The organism is Litorivivens sp., from assembly GCF_057445395.1.
On record NZ_JBVBUV010000004.1, the window covers coordinates 74,256 to 95,253 of the forward strand.

The window sequence follows — 20,998 nt, forward strand, 5'->3', positions numbered from 1 at the left end:
AATGCGCCTAGCAGGCGCGTCAGGAAATCGCTATGCAGAACCTAAAAGATTTGATGAAACAGGCTGGCCAGATGCAGGAGCAGATGCAAAAGGCACAGGAAGAGCTAGCCAGGCAAGAAGTTACCGGAGAAGCCGGAGCTGGCATGGTTAAAGTGACGATGAATGGTCGCCATGATGTTAAAGCGGTAACAATTGATGACGGGCTGATGCGCGAAGACAAGTCCATGCTCGAAGACTTGTTGGCAGCGGCAATTAACGATGCGGTGCGTCGCGTAGAGGAAAGTAACAAAAGTGCGCTTGGTAATATGTTTGGCGGTCTAGGGGGCGGGTTTCCCTTTAAATGAGTCATTTCAGCCCCATCATTGAAGAGCTGATAGAAGCGCTCCGCATCTTGCAGGGCGTTGGCCGGAAATCGGCGCAACGCATGGCGTTTAATCTGCTGCAACACAAGCGCGAAGGCGCTGTGCATTTGGCGGAGGTGCTCAACAAGGCTGTGAGCAAGATTGGCCATTGTCGCGGCTGTCGCAGCCTGTCGGAGCATGAGTTGTGCTCGATCTGTCGCAGTGAGAAACGAGACAAGACAGTGATCTGCGTAGTCGAATCACCGGCGGATGTCATCGCTTTTGAGCAGGCTGGTGGGTACAACGGTCAGTATTTCGTGTTGATGGGGCACCTGTCGCCAATTGACGGCATAGGTCCTGAAGATATTGGCATTGACCGGCTGGTCGATCGCGCCCGCGAATTGGATATCCAAGAATTGATATTGGCGACCAATCCAACCATTGAAGGGGAGGCGACGGCTTTCTACATTACAGAGCAATTGCGAGAGCAAGGCGTCAAAGTATCCCGCATTGCCCACGGCGTGCCCTTGGGCGGCGAGCTGGAGTACGTCGACAGTGGTACCTTGGCTCATGCCCTGAGCGGCCGGCGGATTGTCGAGTGAGTGATTTTAGCTTTGTAGCCGATAATGCAGGCTTGGCCGATAGCATCGCCAGTGTAGCGCAGTGCCCTGTGGTTATGCTCGACACCGAATTTATGCGAACGGACACCTTCTACCCGATACCTGCGTTGTTGCAGTTGTCAGATGGCACGTCGCATTACCTGATAGACCCGCTCGCCATTACGGACTGGGCGCCACTGGTTGCGCTGTTTCGCAACCCGAATGTAATCAAGGTCTTGCATTCAGTTAGTGAGGATCTGGAAGTTTTTCAGCGCCTTCTCGGCGCATTGCCACGCCCCCTTTTGGATACTCAGGTGGGGGCGGCACTGGCCGGTTTCGGGGTCGGGCTGGGTTACCAGCGCCTGCTTGATACCTTGCTTGGTATTGCCATCGACAAGGATGAAACCCGCTCAAATTGGCTGCAGCGCCCGCTCAGCGATGCCCAGTGTCAGTATGCGGTGCTGGATGTGCTGCACTTGATGCCGGCCTTCGAGGTAATCCGGGATGCCTTGGAAGAGCAGGGGCGAATGAGTTGGTGGCTGGAAGAGGGTGATCGTTGCATCGACCGCGCCGAGCAGCAGGCGCCGCTTGAGGATTATTTTCGTAAGATTAAGAGCGCCTGGCGACTGTCGCCGACGGATCAGCTCTGCCTGAGAGCTCTGTGTATCTGGCGTGAGACGGTGGCGCGCGAGCAGGATGTGCCCCGTGGGCGTATCGTAAAAGATGCAATCTGTATCGAGCTGGCTAAACGTCGTCCGAGCCATCCTGGTGCGTTGTCGAAAATAAAGGGCCTGACACCATCCGTCATAAGGCGTCACGGTGAAACTCTGTGTGACATCCTGGCTGTCGACTACCGAGATGACGGGCAAATCCCTTTGGAGTTTCCACTGAACAGCGCCCAGAAAGCAAAAGCGAAAGCATTGCGCGATGCGGTGGATGGTCTCGGTGATGAGTTGGCAGTGCCACGCGAGTTGCTGATGAGTAAGCGCGATATTGAGGACAGTATTCGGCTAGAGAGGCTTGCTCCCGGTCTCGATGGCTGGCGCAGCCCTATACTAAAGCCAATTTTAAATGAAGTATTGAGCGTAAATGACTGATTCCAAAGTAATTGTAAGTATATACCGAAGCTCGCAAAAGGAAGGTATGTACCTGTATGTTGAGAAACGCGAGGGCATGTCGCGCGTGCCGGAGGCCTTGCAGAAGCAGTTTGGTAGTGCCGAGCTGGCAATGACAATGCTGCTCACCCCCGAACAAAAACTGGCCCGTGCCGATACCGCAAAAGTCCTCAAGGCTCTCGCTGAACAGGGGTTCTACTTGCAGATGCCGCCGCTACCAGAAGCTGCTCTTGATCCGAGAAAATCGTGAAAAAATTTTGGGAAATCAAAAGCCTGACTGAGATGACCCCGGAGGAGTGGGAATCGATTTGCGACGGCTGCGGCAAATGCTGTCTGCATAAACTAGAAGATATTGATACCGGCGATATTTACTATACCAGAGTGGCCTGTCAGTGGCTGGACATTGAATCTTGTCGGTGTAGCCATTACGCTGACCGCCTCGAAAAAGAGCCAACGTGCGTAAAACTGACTCCCGCCGATGTTGACGATCTGCAGTGGTTGCCGCCGAGTTGCAGTTACCGGCGTATGCATGATGGACGCGGGTTGGCAGATTGGCATCATCTGGTGTGTGGCGATCGGGAGCGTGTGCACAGCGAGGGGCATTCCATCTTGGGGCGCTGTTTAAGCGAGCGCGATGTGCATCCGGATGGCCTGGAAGAACATATCGTGCACTGGGTAGAGCAGAATTGAGGTTGTTGTAGCAGGGTATGGAATCCGTTATTGAATATAGAGAATATGTGACGGCCTGGGCTGCCTATCTCGGTGCCTGTACGGTTCTGATTATTATCGGTTGCCTCTGGACGTCAGGTATACGCAATACGTATATACGCAGTTTTATTCGCTTGGTGGCAAGCACGGTGCTGTTATTGCCGATTATCCACGAAGACGCCAATCAAGTTCTTGTGCCTGCGTTGGTTGTAGTCGTACTGGGTGCGTTTATCGGCAACACGATTGCAGCAGTAAAAGCCATGAACCTGCTGGTGCTTGCCTGTATAGGTGCCGGGATTCTGTCGGCTATCCTAGCCCGCCTGATCAACGGATTTCGCGCCAAGCGGAAAGCCAGAATGGAGGCAAATATGTCCTCTGAGATCAGTGACGTGGCCGAAAGCGAAATTGTTAAAGGTGAGCGCTGACGCTACTCTCAGCGCCAGCCAAAGAATTGCATGAAAAAAGGTAGAGCACATGAAGTTTGAAGGTACCGAAAATTACGTCGCAACGGACGATCTGCGTCTGGCGGTTGATTCTGCGGTTGCACTGCAACGCCCCCTGTTAATCAAGGGCGAGCCCGGCACCGGTAAAACCATGCTGGCCGAGGAAGTCGCCAAAGGTTTGGGAAAGCCCCTGCTGCAATGGCATATCAAATCTACTACTAAAGCCCAACAGGGCCTGTATGAGTACGATGCGGTATCGCGACTGCGAGATTCCCAGCTTGGTGACGACAAAGTTCATGATATCTCGAATTACATCAAACGCGGAAAGTTGTGGGAGGCGTTTGCAGCAGAAGAGCAGGTTGTGCTGTTGATCGATGAGATCGACAAGGCAGACATCGAATTCCCCAACGATTTGTTGGTTGAGTTGGACAAGATGGAGTTTCACGTTTACGAGACAGGTGAGACTATCAAGGCCAAGCAACGTCCGATTATCATCATCACCAGTAATAACGAGAAAGAACTGCCAGACGCTTTTCTGCGTCGCTGCTTTTTCCACTTCATCAATTTCCCGGATCGGGAAACCATGCAAAAAATTGTTGCGGTTCATCATCCGGACGCTAAAAAAGATCTGGTCAATGAGGCGTTGGAAGTGTTTTTCGACGTACGCAGCATTCCAGGTCTAAAGAAAAAGCCCTCAACCTCTGAGCTGATCGACTGGCTGAAACTGTTGATGGCAGACGATGTGCCGGACGAAATCCTGAAAAACCGCGACAGCAGCAAAGCGATTCCACCGCTCTACGGCGCCTTGCTCAAAAATGAGCAGGATGTTCACCTGTTGGAGCGCTTGGCCTTTATGCATCGCAGAGAGAGCCGCGGCTAATATCCCATGCTTGTCAGTTTTTTCTTCACCCTCAAAGAAACCGGGGTTCCGGTCTCCATCCGCGAACTGCTGGACCTGATATCCGCGCTTAAAGCGCGGCTCGTCTTCGCTGACGTCGAGGAGTTTTATCACCTCGCCCGTATATGCATGGTCAAGGACGAAAAGTACTACGATCGATTTGACCTAGCCTTCGGGCGTTATTTTCGGGATCTTGAAACCCTTGATGATGTTATCGAGGCAATGATTCCCGACGACTGGTTGCGCACAGAGTTTCTCAAGCAGTTAAGTGATGAAGAGAAAGCGAAAATTGAATCGCTGGGTGGGCTCGACAAGCTAATTGAAGAATTCAAAAAGCGCTTGGAAGAGCAAAAAGAACGTCACGAGGGCGGTAACAAGTGGATCGGCACAGGCGGCACCTCGCCTTTCGGGCACAGTGGTTACCATCCGGAAGGTGTGCGGGTTGGCGGCGAGAGCAAAAACAAGAAGGCCGTAAAAGTTTGGGAAAAGCGTGATTTTAAAAATCTGGATGACAGTGTCGAGCTCGGTACCCGCAATATCAAAGTAGCGCTGCGGCGTCTGCGCAAGTTTGCGCGCACCGGTGCGGCCGATGAGTTGGACATGGATGACACCATCAAGTCGACAGCGCGCAATGCTGGCATGCTCGATATCAAGATGGTGCCGGAACGCCATAATGCCGTGAAAGTATTGCTGTTCTTCGATGTGGGCGGCTCTATGGATCCTTATGTGCGCACCTGTGAGGAGTTATTCTCCGCTGCGCGCACCGAGTTTAAACACCTGGAATACTATTACTTCCACAACTATCTGTATGAGTCTGTCTGGAAAAACAACGTCCGTCGGCATGCCGAGCGCATCTCCACACTGGATATCATGCACAAATACAGCTCCGACTATAAGGTGATTTTTGTTGGTGATGCGTCGATGTCTCCCTACGAAATTCTGCAGCCGGGAGGCAGTGTTGAGCACTGGAATGACGAGGCCGGTGAGGTTTGGGTTAAGCGAATAACCGACACCTACGACAAGGTTGCCTGGCTTAATCCAGTGCCCCAGGATGAATGGGGGTGGACACAGTCCATTGAGCTGGCCCACCGTCAGATGGAAGGGCACATGTACCCACTAACTCTGAAGGGCTTGGAAGAGGCTATGGCCTACCTGGCGAAGTAATCCTGGCTGTTATGGCTCCTTTCGAACTTGTACGTTGGGGCGAATCCGGTACAATGCGGGCTTTAAAATTTCGGTCAGTTTTATCAAGAGGAATGTTTGATGTCTGAAGAAGCTCGTGAAGATGCGGTAGCTGACGCGTTCGCAACAGTAGCCGTGATTGCGCTGGTTGTTGGTACAGTGACCTATTGGCTGGCGGGTATGCCTCACTGAGATATTGTCAGCGGCAGTTAGCCCATACGTGAAAAGCCTCCTAGTGAGGCTTTTTTTGTGCCTGTTAGAAAGTAAGGTGCTGCTGGGCTTTCCTGTGAACTGTTACGCCTGTTTCAGCAGGAAAACCCGTTGCTCCCTGATGGGGTTAGTCGGTTAGCAACCTGCGGCGCTATCAGGGATCGTAGTCCAGCACCGGTGACAGCCAGCGCTCCATTTCCTGCAGCGTTTTACCCTTGCGCTCGGCGATGCTCGCTACTTGGTCTTTGGCTATTTTGCCAACTGCAAAGTAGCGAGATTCAGGGTGCGAGTAGTAAAAGCCGCTCACTGAAGCCGCCGGTGTCATGGCGAAATGCTCGGTCAGCTCGACACCCGTTTCAGCTTCGGCGTTCAGAATTCTGAACAGCGTGGGCTTTTCGGTGTGATCGGGGCAGGCCGGGTAGCCGGGAGCAGGGCGGATACCCTGATACTTCTCCTTGATTAACTCTTCGTTGCTGAAGTTCTCGCTGTTTACGTAACCCCAGAACTCCGTGCGTACGCGCTGATGCATATGTTCAGCGAAGGACTCGGCCAGCCTATCCGCCAGTGCCTTGACCATGATGGCGCTGTAGTCATCATTCTTGGCTTCGTATTCCGCGCATAGCGCCTCAGCCCCAATACCGGCGGTGACCACAAAACCGCCGACGTAATCGTTCACGCCGCTGCTTTTGGGTGCAACATAGTCCGCCAGGCTCATATAGGGCTTGTCGTCCGGCTTTTCGGTTTGCTGACGCAAGTGGTGCAGGGTCGCCAGCTCGCTGCCGTCGTCATTGTACAGGGCGACATCGTCGCCTTCGCTGCTGGCAGGCCAGAAGCCAATAATGCCTGAGGCTTTCAGCAGCTTTTCTTCAATGATGCGATCAAGCATGGCCTGGGCATCATTGAAGAGGTTTCTTGCGGCTTCACCGACTTTCTCATCGTCGAGGATTTTCGGGTATTTGCCGGCTAGTCCCCAAGTAATGAAGAAGGGCGTCCAGTCGATGGTTTCACGCAGTTTTTCCAAGGGGTAATCGTTAAAGGTGCGCGTTCCTGTGAACTTGGGTGTTGGCGGCGTGTAGCTTGCCCAATCAGTCTGAAAACCGCGCCCCAGAACGTCGGTATAGGGCAGTCGGCGGCCGCGACTCTCGCTGCCGGCGCGCCGTTCGCGGATGCGTGCGTATTCGTCTTTTCGCGCCTCAACAAAGGCGGTTTTCTGGGTGTCGCTGATTAGCTGTGTGGCTACGCCAACACTGCGTGAAGCGTCAGCTACGTAAATCACAGCATCGTTTTTGTATTTAGGTTCGATTTTGACCGCAGTATGTGCCTTGGAGGTAGTGGCACCACCAATCATTAACGGGACGTTGAAGTCGAGCCGCTGCATTTCTGCCGCGACGTGAACCATCTCATCGAGCGATGGAGTAATCAGACCGCTCAGGCCAATAATGTCCACGTTTTCTTTTTTGGCAGTGTCGAGTATTTTGTCGCAGGGGACCATAACGCCGAGATCGATAACCTCGAAGTTGTTGCACTGCAACACCACGCCCACAATATTTTTGCCGATATCGTGCACGTCGCCTTTCACTGTGGCCATCAGTATCTTGCCGTTTGGCTTGGCGCCTTCCTCTTTCTCCGCCTCGATGTAGGGTTGAAGGTAGGCCACCGCCTGTTTCATCACGCGGGCAGATTTCACTACCTGAGGCAAGAACATCTTGCCCTCGCCAAACAGGTCGCCGACCACGTTCATACCGTCCATTAGCGGCCCTTCAATCACGTCGATGGGCTTGCTGGCCTCCTGGCGTGCGAGTTCGGCGTCTTCTTCGATATAGGTGGTAATCCCTTTCACAAGGGCGTGTTCGATACGCTTTGCCACGGGCAGTTCGCGCCAGCTCAAATCTTCCTGTTTGCTGGCAGTGCTGCCGTCGCCTCGGTATTTTTCAGCAATATCCAGCAAGCGCTCAGTGCCGTCATCGCGACGATTGAGAATGACGTCTTCTACACGCTCGCGCAGTTCCTCCGGTAGATCATCGTAAACAGCCAGTTGGCCTGCATTAACAATTCCCATGTCCATGCCGGCCTTGATGGCGTGGTAGAGGAAGACCGAGTGAATGGCTTCACGCACCGGATTGTTGCCACGGAAGGAAAATGACACATTCGATACGCCGCCCGACACCAGTGCGTGGGGTAGTTCGCTCTTGATGTATTTTACCGATTCGATGAAATCTACAGCGTAGTTGTTGTGCTCTTCAATACCTGTAGCTACCGCAAAGATATTCGGGTCGAAAATGATGTCCTGCGGCGGAAAGCCCACCTTGTTGACCAAAATGTCGTAGGATTTTGAGCAGATCTCTTTACGCCGCTCGATGTTGTCGGCCTGGCCATCTTCGTCAAAAGCCATGACCACAACCGCCGCACCGAAGCGGCGACAGATGCGAGCTTTTTCAATGAACTCTGCTTCGCCTTCCTTCATGGAAATCGAATTCACCACGGCCTTGCCTTGAATACACTTCAGGCCAGCTTCAATCACATCCCATTTGGAGGAGTCGACCATGATGGGCACTTTGGAGATTTCAGGCTCGGAGGCGATCAAGTTAAGGAACTTGACGATGGCCGCTTCTGCGTCGAGCATGCCTTCGTCCATATTCACGTCGATTATCTGCGCACCGTTTTCCACCTGTTCGCGGGCAATCGCCAGTGCGGTGTCATAATCACCCTCCAGAATCAGTCGTTTGAACTTGGCTGAGCCTGTCACGTTGCAGCGCTCGCCCACGTTTACAAACAGTGAGTCGGGTGTGATGGTAAATGGCTCCAGACCGCTAAGTCGGCAAGCGACGGCTTTCTTCGGGATTTCGCGGGGTTTTACATCTGCGACCGAAGCGCCGATTTTCTCGATATGGGCAGGTGTGGTGCCGCAGCAGCCACCGACCAGGTTGAGGTAGCCACGCTCGCCTAGCTCGCGCAGTTCGCGCCCCATGTCGTCTGGGGTTTCGTCGTATTCACCGAATTCATTGGGCAGACCAGCATTGAAATGGCCACTCACATAGCACTCGGCCACATCGGCGAGTTCTTCGAAGAAGGGGCGGATTTCAGATATGCGGCGGCCACAGTTGGTGCCGACGATCAGTGGTTTGGCGTGAGCAATGGTGTTCCAGAATGCCGTCGGCGTTTGGCCGGACAGGGTGCGGCCGCTGACATCAGGGAAGGTTACCGACACCATAATGGGTACTTCAATACCGCTGTCTTCAAAATATTGCAGTATCGCGTAGATCGCTGCCTTGGCATTCAGGCTGTCGAAAATGGTTTCTATCAACAGCAGATCTACATCGCTTTCCACCAAAGCTTTGGTGGCTGCGTAATAGTCTTCAACCAGCTGGTCAAAGCTGATATTGCGCGCACCGGGATCATTCACGTCAGGTGAGATGGATGCCGTTTTTGGCGTGGGGCCGAGAATGCCTGCGACAAAGCGAGGCTTATCCGGCGTGGCAGCGGTCTGTGCGTCCGCCACTTCGCGAGCGACTTTCGCGCCAGCTCGGTTCAGCTCCTCCGCGATAAACTGCATCTCGTAGTCGCCCTGAGCCACTTGCGTCGAGTTGAAGGTATTGGTCCCAATGATGTCTGCGCCCGAATCTAGGTAGGCCTGATGGATTTCCTTGATGACATCGGGGCGGGTAATCGAGAGCAGGTCGTTATTGCCCTTGATATCGATATGGAAGTCGGCAAAGCGTTCGCCGCGGTAATCGGGTTCTTCGAGCTTGTAAGACTGGATCAGGCTTCCCATAGCGCCATCTATAACCAGAATACGGTTCTGGAGGGCGTCTTTGAGTGCCTGGATGCGTTGTGCTCGATTGGCCATTGTGTTGCTAAATCCTTGATAACTGTGTGGGATTAACTGCTTGAAAACGCAAATAAAAGGCCCCATAAACGGCTCTGCGCTTACGTCGAATTTGGCCTTCGTGTTAAACTGGCGAATTCTATCAGACTACGCCCGCGATTACTCGGCTGAAACACGGTTTCAGCCTGGGGCGCGGGCAGAACTTAAGAGGTATTTATGTCGGAAGGTCAAACGGTTGCCGCTACTGACGGCACTGAAGTGAAAATGACCATCACCGAATCTGCGCAGGATTATCTGGCGGAGTTGCTGTCCAAGCAGGGCGACGATGTGCTGGGTGTGCGTGTGTTTATTACTCAGCCAGGTACGCCAAAGGCGGAAACCTGTATCGCCTATTGCCGTGAGGGCGATTCCAAAGAAGACGATATCCAGATTGAGTATCCGGTGCTGAATGTCTTTGTAGAAAGTCGCAGCGTGCCGTTCCTGGAAGATGCGACGGTCGACTACGCTAAGGATCGCATGGGTGGTCAGCTCACAATCAAGGCGCCAAACTCACGCCTGCCCAAGGTTAATGAAAACAGCCCCTTGGAAGATCGCGTAAATTATATTCTCTACAACGAGGTCAATCCGTCTTTGGCAGCTCACGGTGGCGAAGTGTCGCTGGTGGAAATCACCCAGGACAAGTACGCCATCTTGAAGTTTGGTGGGGGCTGTCAGGGTTGCGGTATGGTTGACGTCACCCTGAAAGAAGGTGTCGAGAAGTCGCTGGTTGAACAGGTGCCTGAATTGGCAGGCGTTCGCGACATGACCGATCATACCAATACTGAAAACGCGTACTTTAAATAACGCAGTCATCAATTGCGCATGATGCGCCGCAGGGCAATAGGATAAACGCCCGGCGGTGCTTAGTGCGCGAACAGCGCCTTTAAATTTTCGTTATAAGGCGCACTGACAATTCCCTTCTCTGTGATAATCCCGCTGACCAGCTCTGCTGGCGTTACATCAAATGCAGGGTTAATGGTCTTGATTTCATCAATGGTGGCTTTTTGACCACCAAACCCACGCACTTCGTCGCCGTTGCGTTGCTCGATAGGAATCAGGCTGCCATTGGCGGTTTGCAGGTCGATGGTGGAGGAGGGGCAGGCGACGTAAAACGGTATATTGTAGTGCCGCGCCAAGATTGCTACGCCCAACGTTCCGATTTTATTGGCCACATCACCATTGGCGACGACTCTGTCGGTGCCGACTATGACCATGTCGATTGCGCCAGAGGCCATCGTTTGTGCCGCCATATTGTCCGTCAATAGTGTTACATCAATGCCGGCGCAATGGAGCTCCCAGCTGGTCAGGCGAGATCCTTGCAGCAACGGGCGCGTCTCATTGGAAAACACCCTGAATTTCTGCCCGTTTGCGTGGGCGAGGTACATTGGCGCTGTGGCCGTGCCGATGCCACCCGTGGCGAGCGCTCCGGCATTGCAGTGCGTCATAATCCCGCAGTCGTCGGTAATTAGCGCTAGAGCTTGCTCGCCAATACCCTTGCACAGCGCCTTGTCTTCGTCATGTATGGCTTCGGCCTCGCTGACGAGTCGTGCCAGTAGCTTCGCGGTGTCGGGCTCGGTGAACGTTGCGGCAATGCTTTTCAGTCGCTCGAGCGCCCACTGTAGATTGACAGCGGTCGGTCGTGAGCTATTGATAAAATCTGCCTGAGTGATCAATTCACGTTGGAATTCTGCAAAGGCAAGGTGCCGGTGCTGCGCCATGACGACACACAGTCCGTAGGCTGCAGCAATGCCGATAGCCGGTGCACCGCGTACCTTCAGCGCGTGGATGCTGTCAAACAGTTGCTGAGCGCTTTCCTGCTTTTCGTAATTGACACTGTGGGGTAGGCGAGTCTGATCCAATAACCAGAGCTCGCCCTTTTCCCAGCGAATAGCTGTGGGGAAATCGCTGCTCATCAGCGCGCAGGCAGCACGTCTTTGAGTTTGGCGTGCATATCCAGAATGGCGGCTTCTGTTTCTTCCCAGCCTACACAGCCGTCAGTTACAGAAACGCCATACTTCAGGTCTTCCAGGTTGGCGGGGATTTTCTGATTGCCGGCGTGGATGTGGCTTTCAACCATCAGTCCGACAATAGATTTGTTGCCTTCCAGAATCTGGTTAGTCACATTCTCCATTACCAGTGGCTGCAGCTCGGGCTGCTTATTGGAGTTGGCGTGGCTGCAATCGACCATGATGTTGGCAGGCAGGTTGTGCTTGGCAAGCTCCGCTTCAGCCAATTTGATATGCACCGAGTCGTAATTGGGGCCGCCGCTACCGCCACGCAATACCACGTGTGCATAGGGGTTGCCACGGGTGTGGATTACAGCCACCTGGCCTTCGTTGTTGATTCCCAGGAAGCGGTGGGGTTTGGATGCCGATTGCATTGCGTTGATTGCGACTTCCAGCGATCCGTCAGTGCCATTTTTAAAGCCGACCGCCGAAGACAGGCCGCTGGCCATTTCCCGGTGGGTTTGCGATTCAGTGGTGCGGGCACCGATAGCGGACCAAGCAATACAATCCTGCATGTATTGAGGCGAAATGGGGTCTAGTGCCTCGGTGGAAGTGGGCAATCCCAGCTCTGAAATATTGATAAGCAGCTCGCGGCCGATGTGCAGGCCTTCCTGAATCTTGAACGTGTCATTCAGGTAGGGGTCGTTGATCAGCCCTTTCCAGCCCACGGTGGTACGCGGTTTTTCGAAATAGACCCGCATCACCAGGTGTATGGTGTCCTCAACCTTTTCAGCCAACGCCTTGAGGCGATTGGCATAATCCATCGCAGCCTTGGTATCGTGAATGGAGCAGGGGCCGACCACCAGAAACAGACGGTGATCCTTGCGATCGAGGATATCGCGAATGGTTTTGCGCGATTTACTGACGGTGGATGCGGCTTTCTCTGACAGTGGCAGCTCGCTCTTGAGCAACGCCGGGGTAATCAGAACTTCCTGCGCAGCAACGTTTAGATTTTCAAGTACTTCAGTATTCATTTAATATTCCCGCGTCCCGCCGGGTGGATTGATAGCAAAGCTGGGCATTCTAACGTAAAAACAGCTGGATAGGATATGACAATAGGGCGAATGTGCACCGTTTCGGGCCTGGTAGGTCTGCTTTTTGCCTCGCTGGCGACTGCCGGTGAGCGGGTGCAAGGCCGTGAAGCTGAACTTCCCGTGACCAAACTCAGCCCGGTCACTCGTTCCGACGACCGCGGCACTGATTACTACCAGGCGATCTCCTGTCGGGAGCTGGGTAGCGCCGATGCCAAAACGCCGCAGGAAATCGCTTATCTGGACGCCCGCAAGCGCGATTGCGTGGAACGCTATCGCGCTTTTGCGCCACGGTCATTTCAGCCATGAGTCGGTTACGAGTTTTTAAACCCGCTAAGGTCAAGCCGGTTAAGAAGTGGCGCGATACACTGACCATAGAGTCACTCGCCGATGACGGTCGAGGTATAGCAAGGCGCCATGGGAAGGTGGTGTTCATTGACGATGCATTGCCGGGCGAAACCGTCATTGCGGAAATGCGAACTGCCGGAAAGCGCTTTGATGAGGCTCGCAGTGTCGGACGTGAAGTCACCTCAAGCGATCGCGCCGATCCTCCCTGCACGTACTATCAGGTTTGCGGTGGCTGCCAGCTGCAGCACCTGTCGGATCGGGCGCAAATACGTTGGAAAAATGAACGGTTTGGGGCCATGTTATCGCGTCTCGATGGGCCGCAGCCGATGACACCGTTCACTGCTGACAGTTTGCACTACCGGCATCGGTTGCGGCTGTTTTTCGATCGCGGAAAGCTTGGCCTGCGCGCGCACGGCAGTCATAGCATTGTTGCTGTGCCGAACTGCCTGATTGCCCGGACGGGACTCAGTGCGGCGCTGAAAAAGGTGTATGCACACTCTGATTGGTTGCAATATGCACACGCCGGTGAGTTGCACCTGGTCGAAGGCGCCGGCGACCGCGTGGCTGCTGTTTTAATGTTACGAAAAAAACCAACTCAGGCGGCTCTGGATAATCTCCGCGGATCGTTTCCGATAACGCTGGCACAAGTGATTGGCGAAGGTAACGTATTGTTCGAATCACCTGTGCAGCTGATTTACCCGGATGGCGAACTTAGTTTTGAACCCGGTGACTTTACGCAGGTAAACCCGGCCATAAACCGGCAGCTGGTGACGCAAGTCGTCGACTGGTTACACTTGGAATCGGGTGATCAAGTCGTGGATGCCTTTGCTGGCCTCGGTAATTTTTCGTTGCCCATCGCCCGAGCTGGCGTACAGGTGGTAGGGCTGGAAGTGGACGATGCCATGGTGGGAAGGGCGCGGATGCAAGCCGCTGAGCACGGCCTTGATAACCTGACTTATCTTTCTCGAGATCTATTTCAAGCTAACGCCTTGGCTGGAATTAACGTGAATAAGGCTCTACTAGATCCACCACGGGCTGGAGCCAGAGAGTTGTGTGAAGCGTTAGCCGCCTCGGCTGTTACGCGGGTAGTATATGTGAGTTGTGATCCGGCGACGCTGGAGCGCGATCTGGCTATTCTGATCGCCGGGGGCTTTGGCATATCGGCGGCGAGGTGGGCCGATATGTTTCCGCAAACCAGTCATATGGAATCGTTGGTATTGCTAACGCGCTGATATCACCCGGATGGTTGTAGCTACAGGGCGCGGGTGTCGCTACTATGTGCTTAAATAATAATCAAGGTAGTGCGCGATGCGGTTTGTATTTCTACTAACGGTGATTTTTCTTGCCGCCTGCAACAGCAGCTCCAGTTCCTCCCGTTCCGGCAATGCGCCCGCATCGGCGGCACCGGAGTCACCGGCGCCGGATGTTATATCGCGCTCCGCAGTTCCCAGTGGCGCGCCGCCGGCTGCCTTTGGACAAGAGCCTGTTCTTCGCACTAACCCGAGCTGGCCTTTCAAAGAGGGCGCACCACGAACCTCGGGTACAGGACGGTACGCCAATGGCGCTTTCTACTGGACAGACTTTGTCTACGATGCTCATGGCGCGCTTGGGCCTAATCCGCCGATTTATCGAGTGGGCACCCCCAGCGGCGGCAGCTATCATTACCCCGAACCGGATCAGGCGGGTAACGGCGCTGACATATTTCGAGTGGGCATTGGCGCTGATTCCCAGAACAGCTATTGGCGAGTGGACTGGCAGACAATGCTCGCCACGGAAGTGCCGATTGCGGCTTTTGCGCTGGATTATCACAGTGGCGGTGATGACGAGATTCCTGGTGCGGGAGTGACGGCACCGGGTATCGACGCCGTGGTGCTGCTGTCGTCGGCCGGGGTAACCGTTGATTTCAAAGATGGCAATGGGCCGGTCGCCATTGGTGAGTTCAAATCGGATCTAGCGTCGCGCTCCTTTGTTGCCATTCTGCCAAAATCCCTGTTTCCGATCGATACGCAACCGTGGACCATTTATCTGGTGAGCGGCATACACGACGGCAATGGCGGATTTTTGGACGACAACGCCGCGTTCCGAAAGTTACCAACGCAGCCACCGGTTTTTAATGCTGCGTTTCGCGACTATGAAGACGAGGCGCCGTTGAATAATTTCTGGTTCGACCAACAGCAAGCCACAGCGTTAAATCAGCGCGATATTAGTGAGTTTTCCATCGAGTTGGATTGGACGAGGCTAGGCGAAACCGAGCCTGAGCCGCTCGTGAAGGGTTACAGCAATCGCTGGTATGTTTCGTCCCTATCTGGTGAGGCGCTGAAGGACGGTGGTCAGGCAGCCGGAATTGATAGAGCAGAAAACCCGGTTAACCAGCCACAATATTATGATCAGGTGCAGCCCTATGGTTTTTATCTGCCGGAAAGTTATCGGGAGGACCCCGCAAATCCGACAGTTTTTACCTGGTTGCTGCACAGCCTCACCCAGAATCACAATCAATACAGCGCGACTGTGCCCAATTTCCTTGATGGCGCCTGCGAACGTTTGCGCCAATCCATATGCGCGACCACATTGGGGCGCGGTCCGGCGGGCGGTTACAATGGTGCAGCTGAAGTCGATTTCTGGGAGGTGTGGCGCGATATCGCGCAGCACTTCACCATAGATTCGGAGCGCACAATCAGCAGTGGTTACTCCATGGGCGCCATCGGCACCATCAACCTGATGATTAAATACCCCGAGGTGTTCGCAGGTGGGGTTGTGCTGGCCGGTTCTCACGCCGATAGTCCGCTGTTGCCTTGTTCACCGGGATCTTCGGGCTGCGCAGAACCCAAAGGGCCCGAGTTGCTGCAGAATCTAAAGTGGAACGGCTATTATCACGCGCATGGCAGCTTTGATCAGTTGGTTCCATTTGCGGATGCCCGTGCCACCGTTGATGCGATAAAAGACTATGGCTACCGCTATGTGTTCGATCATTATGTCGCTGAAGATCATGTTATCTGGACCCTCAAAGATATTGCTTATCCAGCGTATGAAGAAGCTGCTAAGTGGATGGTTTCATGGCTGAATGACGTAGATACCCGCAAGCAACGTCCTGGCAATTTCGTGTATCGCTGGGAACCGTCAGCGATTGATGAACGGCTCGGGGTCGGGCCACAGGGGGCGTGGTGGTTGAGCGAAATCAAAGCGATCGACAATGTCGATTTCGCGCAGGTTAGCGTAAACAGTGGTGCCATTGGCGAGGCTGACATTGTTGCGGTGCCGGGCTCGCCTGAATTCCTTCCGCCTAACCAGAAAACATTAAGCCCTGCGCTCCGTGACAGCCAAGCCTGGCAGCTCAATGATCCGTTGCCACTTAACGGTAGGGTTAGTGTTGATCTGAAAAATGTCGCCGCGTTGTCGTTGAATCTGGCAGATGCTGGCGTTGCCGATAGAGCGGATAAACAGGTTGTGGTGACTAGCGACAGCCCGGTAATGCTCACATTAACGGCGCTTTCGAATGGCACTCTAGTGAGCAGTAGCTCGATTAGGGAGGTTGTAAGTGAAGGTCGTGTGACTCTGGCTTTGCCGGCGGGCGTTGACCAGATAATTAACTTCTCGCAATAGTTCGGGTACTCGAACTTTTCCCGTGGAGTGCGCGCCTGCCCGGATTAGTTACTCCGGCAGACGCCCGTCCATCAGCGTGCAGTCTGCTATGACATTTTCTCGATAATGTCTTCTGCATAGCGTTTCACGCCATCTATTTTCTTGTCGATGTCGTCAGTTTCACCGTGATAAAAGGGCCACGGCATCGTCAGAATGTGAGTGACGCCATTGTCTTCGAGTTTTTTGTAACCATCGACCGTAAAGGCATCTGATGGTGTTGCCATGACACTGAAGGGCAGGTGATCGCGACCGTATTCTTTACGGTAACCGTTCACTTTGTTGATGCACTCAATGATTTCATCCGAGGTTTGCAGGTCAGTTACCCAGCCATCACCGAGGCGTGCAGCTCGCTTCATAGCGGCGTCACTGATGCCTCCTACCCAGATTGGAATGTGGGCCGTGGGAGCGGGGTTCATTTCGAGTTTATTGAACTGGTAGTGTTTGCCTTCGTATTCCACCATCTCACCAGACCAAAGCAGACGCATGACTTCCACCATTTCGTCAGCCCGTTTCCCACGGGTATGGAAATCCTGCTGCATCAGTTGAAACTCGTCTTTTGACCAGCCCACGCCGATTGCCGGGATAATCCGATTGTTGGAAACAATGGCTGCGGTACTGATTGCTTTGGCCACCAGAAACGGATTGCGCATTGGCAGCACAAAAATATTGTTGGTGAATTTGAGACGCTTGGTGATAGTGGCTAAGGCTCCGGCCATGACGAAGGGGTCGGGCCAGTCGGTAAACGCCTCCCAGCGACGAGAGCCGTCTTTGGTATAGGGGTAGGGAGTATCTATGGCCTCCGGGTGCACCACGTGATCTGAAAAGGACATGGCTTCCCAGCCGCACTCGTCGGCGACAGGCGCGAGCTGGGTAAGGTGGGCAACAGTGCTGAAAGACGTGGAAAGTACAAATTTCATGGGAGTGTCAGAGTCCGTGTTTTTCTCTTATGTGGGTTAGCAATCCCTGCGCGGCCTTTTCCAGTGTGGAAATTACCGCATCAAATGCCTCGGCCTCTTTGTAGTAAGGATCTGGAATCTGGGCATTGCCGCCGTGTTTGCAATAATTCATAAAGAGTTCAATGTCGCCGCTAAAGTCTTTAGGTGCCCAGGCTTCAACGTTGGTGAGATTGATGCGGTCCATCGCAATGATGTAGTCAAAATGCTGGTAGTCGTCATCGCAAATCTGCCGGGCGATCTGTTGACTGATGTCGTAGCCTGCTCGCAAAGAAGCTTCCTGTGAGCGCGTATCCGGTGCTTTGCCGACATTGAACGCCGCAGTTCCGCAGGAGTCCACGCGAATATGCTCGCTGAGACCGGCTTCTTCTATCTTTTTTTCGAGAATGCCTTGTGCTGCCGGTGAACGACAGATATTTCCTAGGCAAACGAATAAAACACCAATGGACATGGGTACTCCCTGAATCGAAGGAAAGGGTAGGGTGCAGCGCATGTTGGCGCATCACCCGAACGGAGGGGTTGGTGGCGGACCGAATGGGTAATCAGTAAAGCAGGATGTCGCGCAGTTGCTGTCGCTCGACGGGGCCTATGCCCAGACCCTGCTGCAGGTAATTGTCCATGCTGCCGTAGTGTTCGTCGATCGCAGCAAAGGCTTCGTTGAGATAGCGCTCTTGCACACCAAACAGGGCGCGCACCGCTTCGTCATTGGCGCGAAACAGGCTGCCAAGCTTAATGTAAAGTACCATCTTGTCGATGTATTCGCGGTTATAGTCGTTGCTGGCGAGATAGTCTTGTACGATGGTTTCGCGCGGCACCCCCAGCGCACTGAGTACCAGGGCGGCAGCGAAGCCGGTACGATCTTTCCCTGCAGTGCAATGAAATACGGTGGGATAGCTGGATTCAACGAGAAGTTCCTGCAGGTATTCTCGATAGACAGGCGTATATTTTTCAACCATCTCACGGTTGGCATTGACGAGGAACTGTTGCATATCAGCCGCTGTGGTTGTGCTGGACGTGATGGTTTCAATCATTTGATCCACAGCGGCGGCCCGAATGGCGATGGGCTTATTTACAATGCGTATAGACGAATCAGGTGCGACTCGGTTAGGTGCATCAAGACGCTCTGATTCAGACCGAAAATCTACAATACGTCGAATTTCCAGCGCTTCGAGATAGGCTTCATCAGCACTGCTAATATCTGACAGTTTGTCTGAACGGTAGATCAGTCCCCATCGTACTGTTTTGCCGTCGGCGGATTGGTAGCCGCCGAGGTCCCGGAAGTTATGCGCGCCATCGAAAGGCAATCTGCGCTCTTGTGGCGGGTTTTGAGCGGGCAGTGGCCGCTCTGCCAAAGGTGTATTTTTGCTGCAGGCGCTGAGCATAATGGCCAGCAATAGCAGGCCGGCGTAGCGCAATGCGTGGTGGAGTTTAACGTGCTCGGCTCGGTTTAGCGGGTACATGGAATTCCGGCGTTAAGTGAGGTTGGCGTTTATTCTGTTTCTTTTCGCGACATCTGTTTTTTACGGCTCGCGCGGTACTCGCCGGGTGTCATGCCGGTCCACTTCTTGAACGAGCGGTGAAAGGCGCTGGGCTCGTCAAATCCGAGTAAGGCCGAGACGGCATTTATTTTAAGCTCGGGCTGGTTCAGCCAGCGGATGGCATGTTCCTTACGCAGGTTGTCTTTGAACTCCTGGTAGGTTGTGTCGTATTCCTTGAGTCGACGGCGCAGCGTGCGCACAGACATATTGAGCTGTTCGGCCATGGCGACCACGCTGGGGAAATCACGGCTGAGATCGTTGCCGACGATGCGTTTCATCTGAGCGATTAGCGACGTGTCTTCATCATCGGTCGACACCATCAGGTAGTAGGGCGCATCGCGTAAGAATTCGCGCAGGGAATCTTCCGTATGGACCAGTGGGCAGTCCAGATAGTGCTCCGGGAGCACAAAGGCATTTTCCAGCTGCTCGTAGTAGATGTCGCAGCCCAGAATCTGTTCGAAATAACTGGCGTCTGAAGGTTCCGGGCCCTTGAGGCGCACTTCGTGTAATTGGATATGACGGCCTATCAGCCAGCTACAAAGGCGCCGCCAGATAGCCATGCAATGCACAACCGTATCGTTGTCCAGGCTCGGCGCATCTTCAAGCAGGTAGGTCGTATTGAAGGTGTAGGTTGCCCGACCATTCCCGGTGCGCTTGATCGGCCGTGTGCTGACCGGCGACAGCCCGGTGATATTGCGGCAGAAGGCCATAAATTCCGCCGCGCGATGTAAGGCGTTTTCGAGTGTTGTGCAGTGAATAATGCACATGCACATCATGCGAAACGTGCCGGTTGGTGTTGGACGCTGCAAATTCAGCCCAAACGATTCGTCCTGCAGCAACCACATCACGCGGCTATAGATCAGCGTGTAATAACGGGCGTCGATGGGGCTATCTGGGTCGGCATTGGGGTCAAGCGGGTTTTGCGGTAAGTTCAGCGAGCGCAGCAGCGTTGACGGATCGTAGCCCTGCGCTTCGGCTACGCGCAGCATTGTGCGAGCGTACTTAAGCGGAACGTAATCGTTGCGGTGGGCGGTTTTGGGTCGCATCGTCATATAGTCGGGTGAACTGCCGCAAAATCATAGCATTATCAACTTGGTAGCGGCCAGCACTGCAGCGAGAGAAACTGAATAAGGTGCCGCCTAGTGATCGTCGTCACCCAGTGGGAAATGACACGCGGCGATGCGTGACCCAGTATCGGGGCTGTCCAGTACTGGCCGCTCACGGTAGCAGCGGTCGGCCGCACGTGGGCAGCGCGGCGCAAAGGCGCAGCCAGCTTCGCTACCTGTGGTGGAGGCTTCGCCGTGAATGTTGGTACTTTCATGCCAGGGTTTGCCCAGCTGCGGTACGGCATCCAGTAGAGCGCGCGTGTAAGGGTGTGCCGGTCTTTCACAAACCTCGGTGGCGTCCCCAAGCTCTACGATAGCGCCCTTGTACATCACCGCAATTCGATCGGAGATATGGCGCACGACTGACAGGTCGTGGGATATAAACAGCATCGCCAAGTGCATTCGCTGCTGGATCTCAATCAGCAAATTGAGAATCTGGGCCTGTACCGATACATCCAGCGCCGATACCGCCTCGTCACAGATCAGCACGTCGGGCTCCAGTGAGATGGCGCGGGCAATCCCAATACGTTGTCGCTGGCCACCGGAAAATTCGTGAGGATATTTGCTCAGGGCCTCGTCGTTCAGGCCAACCAGGTCAATCAACTCGCGTATTCTGGCTTGCCGTTCGGCAGGGGTGCCCCGGCGATGGACAATTAGCGGTTCTTCCAGTATGTGGCCGACCGTATGGCGAGGATTGAGAGATTCAAAAGGGTCCTGAAACACCATTTGCAGTTTTGCCCGCAAGGGGCGCCAGTGCTTGTTGTCCAGCTGTGTAATAGCCCGCCCCTGGAAGCGAAGTTCTCCGCCAGTAGGGCGGTGCAGGTTTAACAAGGCTTTGCCTAGGCTGCTTTTGCCACAGCCTGATTCTCCGACCAAACCCAGGGTTTCGCCGGGATAAATGCAAAAGCTGACGCCATCCACCGCGCGGATGGTGTTTTTGTGTTGCTTGAAGACACCGTAGCGTTGGATAAAGTGCAACTTTAGGTCGCGGGCTTCCAGTAGCGGGTTTTGCATGC

General features: G+C 54.0%; 20 protein-coding genes. 12 read left to right on the top strand and 8 right to left on the bottom strand.

Translation table 11 applies throughout. From position 1 onward, the window contains the following. Positions 1-32 precede the first annotated feature (32 nt). From AC222A_RS02580 to AC222A_RS02615, 8 genes are read left to right on the top strand one after another with little or no spacing between them, the layout of a single operon-like run. Positions 33-344 (top strand): YbaB/EbfC family nucleoid-associated protein, encoded by a 312-nt coding sequence (locus AC222A_RS02580; protein WP_372747942.1) that lies wholly within the window; start codon positions 33-35, stop codon positions 342-344. Beyond that, a complete protein-coding gene (gene recR / locus AC222A_RS02585; RefSeq protein ID WP_372747941.1) occupies positions 341-943 on the top strand; it encodes a recombination mediator RecR in 603 nt (200 codons plus the stop codon). Before AC222A_RS02580 ends, recR begins: the two co-directional genes overlap by 4 nt. Beyond that, on the top strand, positions 940-2,037 hold the full coding sequence (gene rnd, locus AC222A_RS02590; protein WP_372798207.1) for a ribonuclease D: 1,098 nt from the start codon (positions 940-942) through the stop codon (positions 2,035-2,037). The genes recR and rnd overlap by 4 nt, the downstream gene beginning before the upstream one ends. After that, positions 2,030-2,305, top strand: a complete 276-nt coding sequence (locus AC222A_RS02595; RefSeq protein WP_372747939.1) for a YcgL domain-containing protein — start codon at positions 2,030-2,032, stop codon at positions 2,303-2,305. The genes rnd and AC222A_RS02595 overlap by 8 nt, the downstream gene beginning before the upstream one ends. Continuing rightward, positions 2,299-2,745 carry a YcgN family cysteine cluster protein gene (locus AC222A_RS02600; RefSeq protein ID WP_486774614.1) on the top strand — a complete coding sequence of 149 codons (447 nt, stop codon included), beginning with the start codon at positions 2,299-2,301 and terminating at the stop codon, positions 2,743-2,745. Before AC222A_RS02595 ends, AC222A_RS02600 begins: the two co-directional genes overlap by 7 nt. Positions 2,746-2,762: 17 nt before the next feature. Next, a complete protein-coding gene (locus tag AC222A_RS02605) occupies positions 2,763-3,188 on the top strand; it encodes a hypothetical protein (protein ID WP_372747938.1) in 426 nt (141 codons plus the stop codon). Between the two features lie 49 nt (positions 3,189-3,237). Further along, positions 3,238-4,086 carry an AAA family ATPase gene (locus AC222A_RS02610; RefSeq protein ID WP_372747937.1) on the top strand — a complete coding sequence of 283 codons (849 nt, stop codon included), beginning with the start codon at positions 3,238-3,240 and terminating at the stop codon, positions 4,084-4,086. A gap of 6 nt (positions 4,087-4,092) precedes the next feature. Further along, on the top strand, positions 4,093-5,268 hold the full coding sequence (locus AC222A_RS02615) for a vWA domain-containing protein (RefSeq protein ID WP_372747936.1): 1,176 nt from the start codon (positions 4,093-4,095) through the stop codon (positions 5,266-5,268). A gap of 382 nt (positions 5,269-5,650) precedes the next feature. On the opposite strand, the gene metH is transcribed toward AC222A_RS02615, so the two are convergent. Then, on the bottom strand, positions 5,651-9,343 hold the full coding sequence (gene metH, locus AC222A_RS02620) for a methionine synthase (RefSeq protein WP_486774604.1): 3,693 nt from the start codon (positions 9,341-9,343) through the stop codon (positions 5,651-5,653). 195 nt (positions 9,344-9,538) lie between these two features. Between metH and nfuA the strand changes: the two genes are divergently transcribed. Beyond that, complete coding sequence (gene nfuA / locus AC222A_RS02625) at positions 9,539-10,165, top strand: Fe-S biogenesis protein NfuA (RefSeq protein WP_372760521.1); 627 nt, start codon at positions 9,539-9,541, stop codon at positions 10,163-10,165. Positions 10,166-10,224: 59 nt separating this feature from the next. On the opposite strand, the gene mtnA is transcribed toward nfuA, so the two are convergent. Together mtnA and AC222A_RS02635 are read right to left on the bottom strand one after the other, a co-directional pair. Beyond that, positions 10,225-11,274 (bottom strand): S-methyl-5-thioribose-1-phosphate isomerase, encoded by a 1,050-nt coding sequence (gene mtnA, locus AC222A_RS02630; protein WP_372747562.1) that lies wholly within the window; start codon positions 11,272-11,274, stop codon positions 10,225-10,227. Next, on the bottom strand, positions 11,274-12,341 hold the full coding sequence (locus AC222A_RS02635) for a 3-deoxy-7-phosphoheptulonate synthase (RefSeq protein WP_372747563.1): 1,068 nt from the start codon (positions 12,339-12,341) through the stop codon (positions 11,274-11,276). Before AC222A_RS02635 ends, mtnA begins: the two co-directional genes overlap by 1 nt. A gap of 75 nt (positions 12,342-12,416) precedes the next feature. Between AC222A_RS02635 and AC222A_RS02640 the strand changes: the two genes are divergently transcribed. The 3 genes from AC222A_RS02640 (at position 12,417) to AC222A_RS02650 (ending at position 16,346) form a co-directional block, all read left to right on the top strand. Continuing rightward, entirely contained in the window at positions 12,417-12,707 is a 291-nt protein-coding gene (locus tag AC222A_RS02640; protein WP_372747564.1) for a hypothetical protein, read from the top strand. Continuing rightward, complete coding sequence (locus AC222A_RS02645; protein ID WP_372758594.1) at positions 12,704-13,978, top strand: class I SAM-dependent RNA methyltransferase; 1,275 nt, start codon at positions 12,704-12,706, stop codon at positions 13,976-13,978. Before AC222A_RS02640 ends, AC222A_RS02645 begins: the two co-directional genes overlap by 4 nt. Before the next feature lie 76 nt (positions 13,979-14,054). Next, positions 14,055-16,346, top strand: coding sequence for a hypothetical protein (locus tag AC222A_RS02650; protein WP_372747566.1), 2,292 nt, complete (start codon positions 14,055-14,057; stop codon positions 16,344-16,346). A gap of 86 nt (positions 16,347-16,432) precedes the next feature. Here the strand turns inward: AC222A_RS02650 and AC222A_RS02655 are convergent, their stop codons facing one another. The 5 genes from AC222A_RS02655 to AC222A_RS02675 form a co-directional block, all read right to left on the bottom strand. Next, complete coding sequence (locus AC222A_RS02655; RefSeq protein WP_372747567.1) at positions 16,433-17,302, bottom strand: LLM class F420-dependent oxidoreductase; 870 nt, start codon at positions 17,300-17,302, stop codon at positions 16,433-16,435. 7 nt (positions 17,303-17,309) lie between these two features. After that, positions 17,310-17,789, bottom strand: coding sequence for a low molecular weight protein-tyrosine-phosphatase (locus AC222A_RS02660; protein ID WP_372747568.1), 480 nt, complete (start codon positions 17,787-17,789; stop codon positions 17,310-17,312). Between the two features lie 91 nt (positions 17,790-17,880). Then, positions 17,881-18,798: a tyrosine-protein phosphatase gene (locus tag AC222A_RS02665; protein WP_372747569.1), complete on the bottom strand. Its 918-nt coding sequence runs from the start codon at positions 18,796-18,798 to the stop codon at positions 17,881-17,883. A gap of 29 nt (positions 18,799-18,827) precedes the next feature. Then, positions 18,828-19,922, bottom strand: a complete 1,095-nt coding sequence (locus tag AC222A_RS02670) for an AraC family transcriptional regulator (protein ID WP_372747570.1) — start codon at positions 19,920-19,922, stop codon at positions 18,828-18,830. A gap of 93 nt (positions 19,923-20,015) precedes the next feature. Further along, the gene (locus AC222A_RS02675; RefSeq protein ID WP_372747572.1) at positions 20,016-20,996 is read right to left on the bottom strand and encodes an ABC transporter ATP-binding protein; all 981 of its coding nucleotides are present in this window, start codon (positions 20,994-20,996) and stop codon (positions 20,016-20,018) included. Positions 20,997-20,998: the final 2 nt, after the last annotated feature.

Bases quoted from the DNA above. Each gene is read 5' to 3' on its own strand.
- AC222A_RS02580 (WP_372747942.1), top strand. From the start codon at position 33: ATGCAGAACCTAAAAGATTTGATGAAACAGGCTGGCCAGATGCAGGAG.
- recR (WP_372747941.1), top strand. From the start codon at position 341: ATGAGTCATTTCAGCCCCATCATTGAAGAGCTGATAGAAGCGCTCCGC.
- AC222A_RS02595 (WP_372747939.1), top strand. From the start codon at position 2,030: ATGACTGATTCCAAAGTAATTGTAAGTATATACCGAAGCTCGCAAAAG.
- AC222A_RS02605 (WP_372747938.1), top strand. From the start codon at position 2,763: ATGGAATCCGTTATTGAATATAGAGAATATGTGACGGCCTGGGCTGCC.
- AC222A_RS02610 (WP_372747937.1), top strand. From the start codon at position 3,238: ATGAAGTTTGAAGGTACCGAAAATTACGTCGCAACGGACGATCTGCGT.
- AC222A_RS02615 (WP_372747936.1), top strand. From the start codon at position 4,093: ATGCTTGTCAGTTTTTTCTTCACCCTCAAAGAAACCGGGGTTCCGGTC.
- metH (WP_486774604.1), bottom strand. From the start codon at position 9,343: ATGGCCAATCGAGCACAACGCATCCAGGCACTCAAAGACGCCCTCCAG.
- nfuA (WP_372760521.1), top strand. From the start codon at position 9,539: ATGTCGGAAGGTCAAACGGTTGCCGCTACTGACGGCACTGAAGTGAAA.
- mtnA (WP_372747562.1), bottom strand. From the start codon at position 11,274: ATGAGCAGCGATTTCCCCACAGCTATTCGCTGGGAAAAGGGCGAGCTC.
- AC222A_RS02635 (WP_372747563.1), bottom strand. From the start codon at position 12,341: ATGAATACTGAAGTACTTGAAAATCTAAACGTTGCTGCGCAGGAAGTT.
- AC222A_RS02640 (WP_372747564.1), top strand. From the start codon at position 12,417: ATGACAATAGGGCGAATGTGCACCGTTTCGGGCCTGGTAGGTCTGCTT.
- AC222A_RS02645 (WP_372758594.1), top strand. From the start codon at position 12,704: ATGAGTCGGTTACGAGTTTTTAAACCCGCTAAGGTCAAGCCGGTTAAG.
- AC222A_RS02650 (WP_372747566.1), top strand. From the start codon at position 14,055: ATGCGGTTTGTATTTCTACTAACGGTGATTTTTCTTGCCGCCTGCAAC.
- AC222A_RS02655 (WP_372747567.1), bottom strand. From the start codon at position 17,302: ATGAAATTTGTACTTTCCACGTCTTTCAGCACTGTTGCCCACCTTACC.
- AC222A_RS02660 (WP_372747568.1), bottom strand. From the start codon at position 17,789: ATGTCCATTGGTGTTTTATTCGTTTGCCTAGGAAATATCTGTCGTTCA.
- AC222A_RS02665 (WP_372747569.1), bottom strand. From the start codon at position 18,798: ATGTACCCGCTAAACCGAGCCGAGCACGTTAAACTCCACCACGCATTG.
- AC222A_RS02670 (WP_372747570.1), bottom strand. From the start codon at position 19,922: ATGCGACCCAAAACCGCCCACCGCAACGATTACGTTCCGCTTAAGTAC.
- AC222A_RS02675 (WP_372747572.1), bottom strand. From the start codon at position 20,996: ATGCAAAACCCGCTACTGGAAGCCCGCGACCTAAAGTTGCACTTTATC.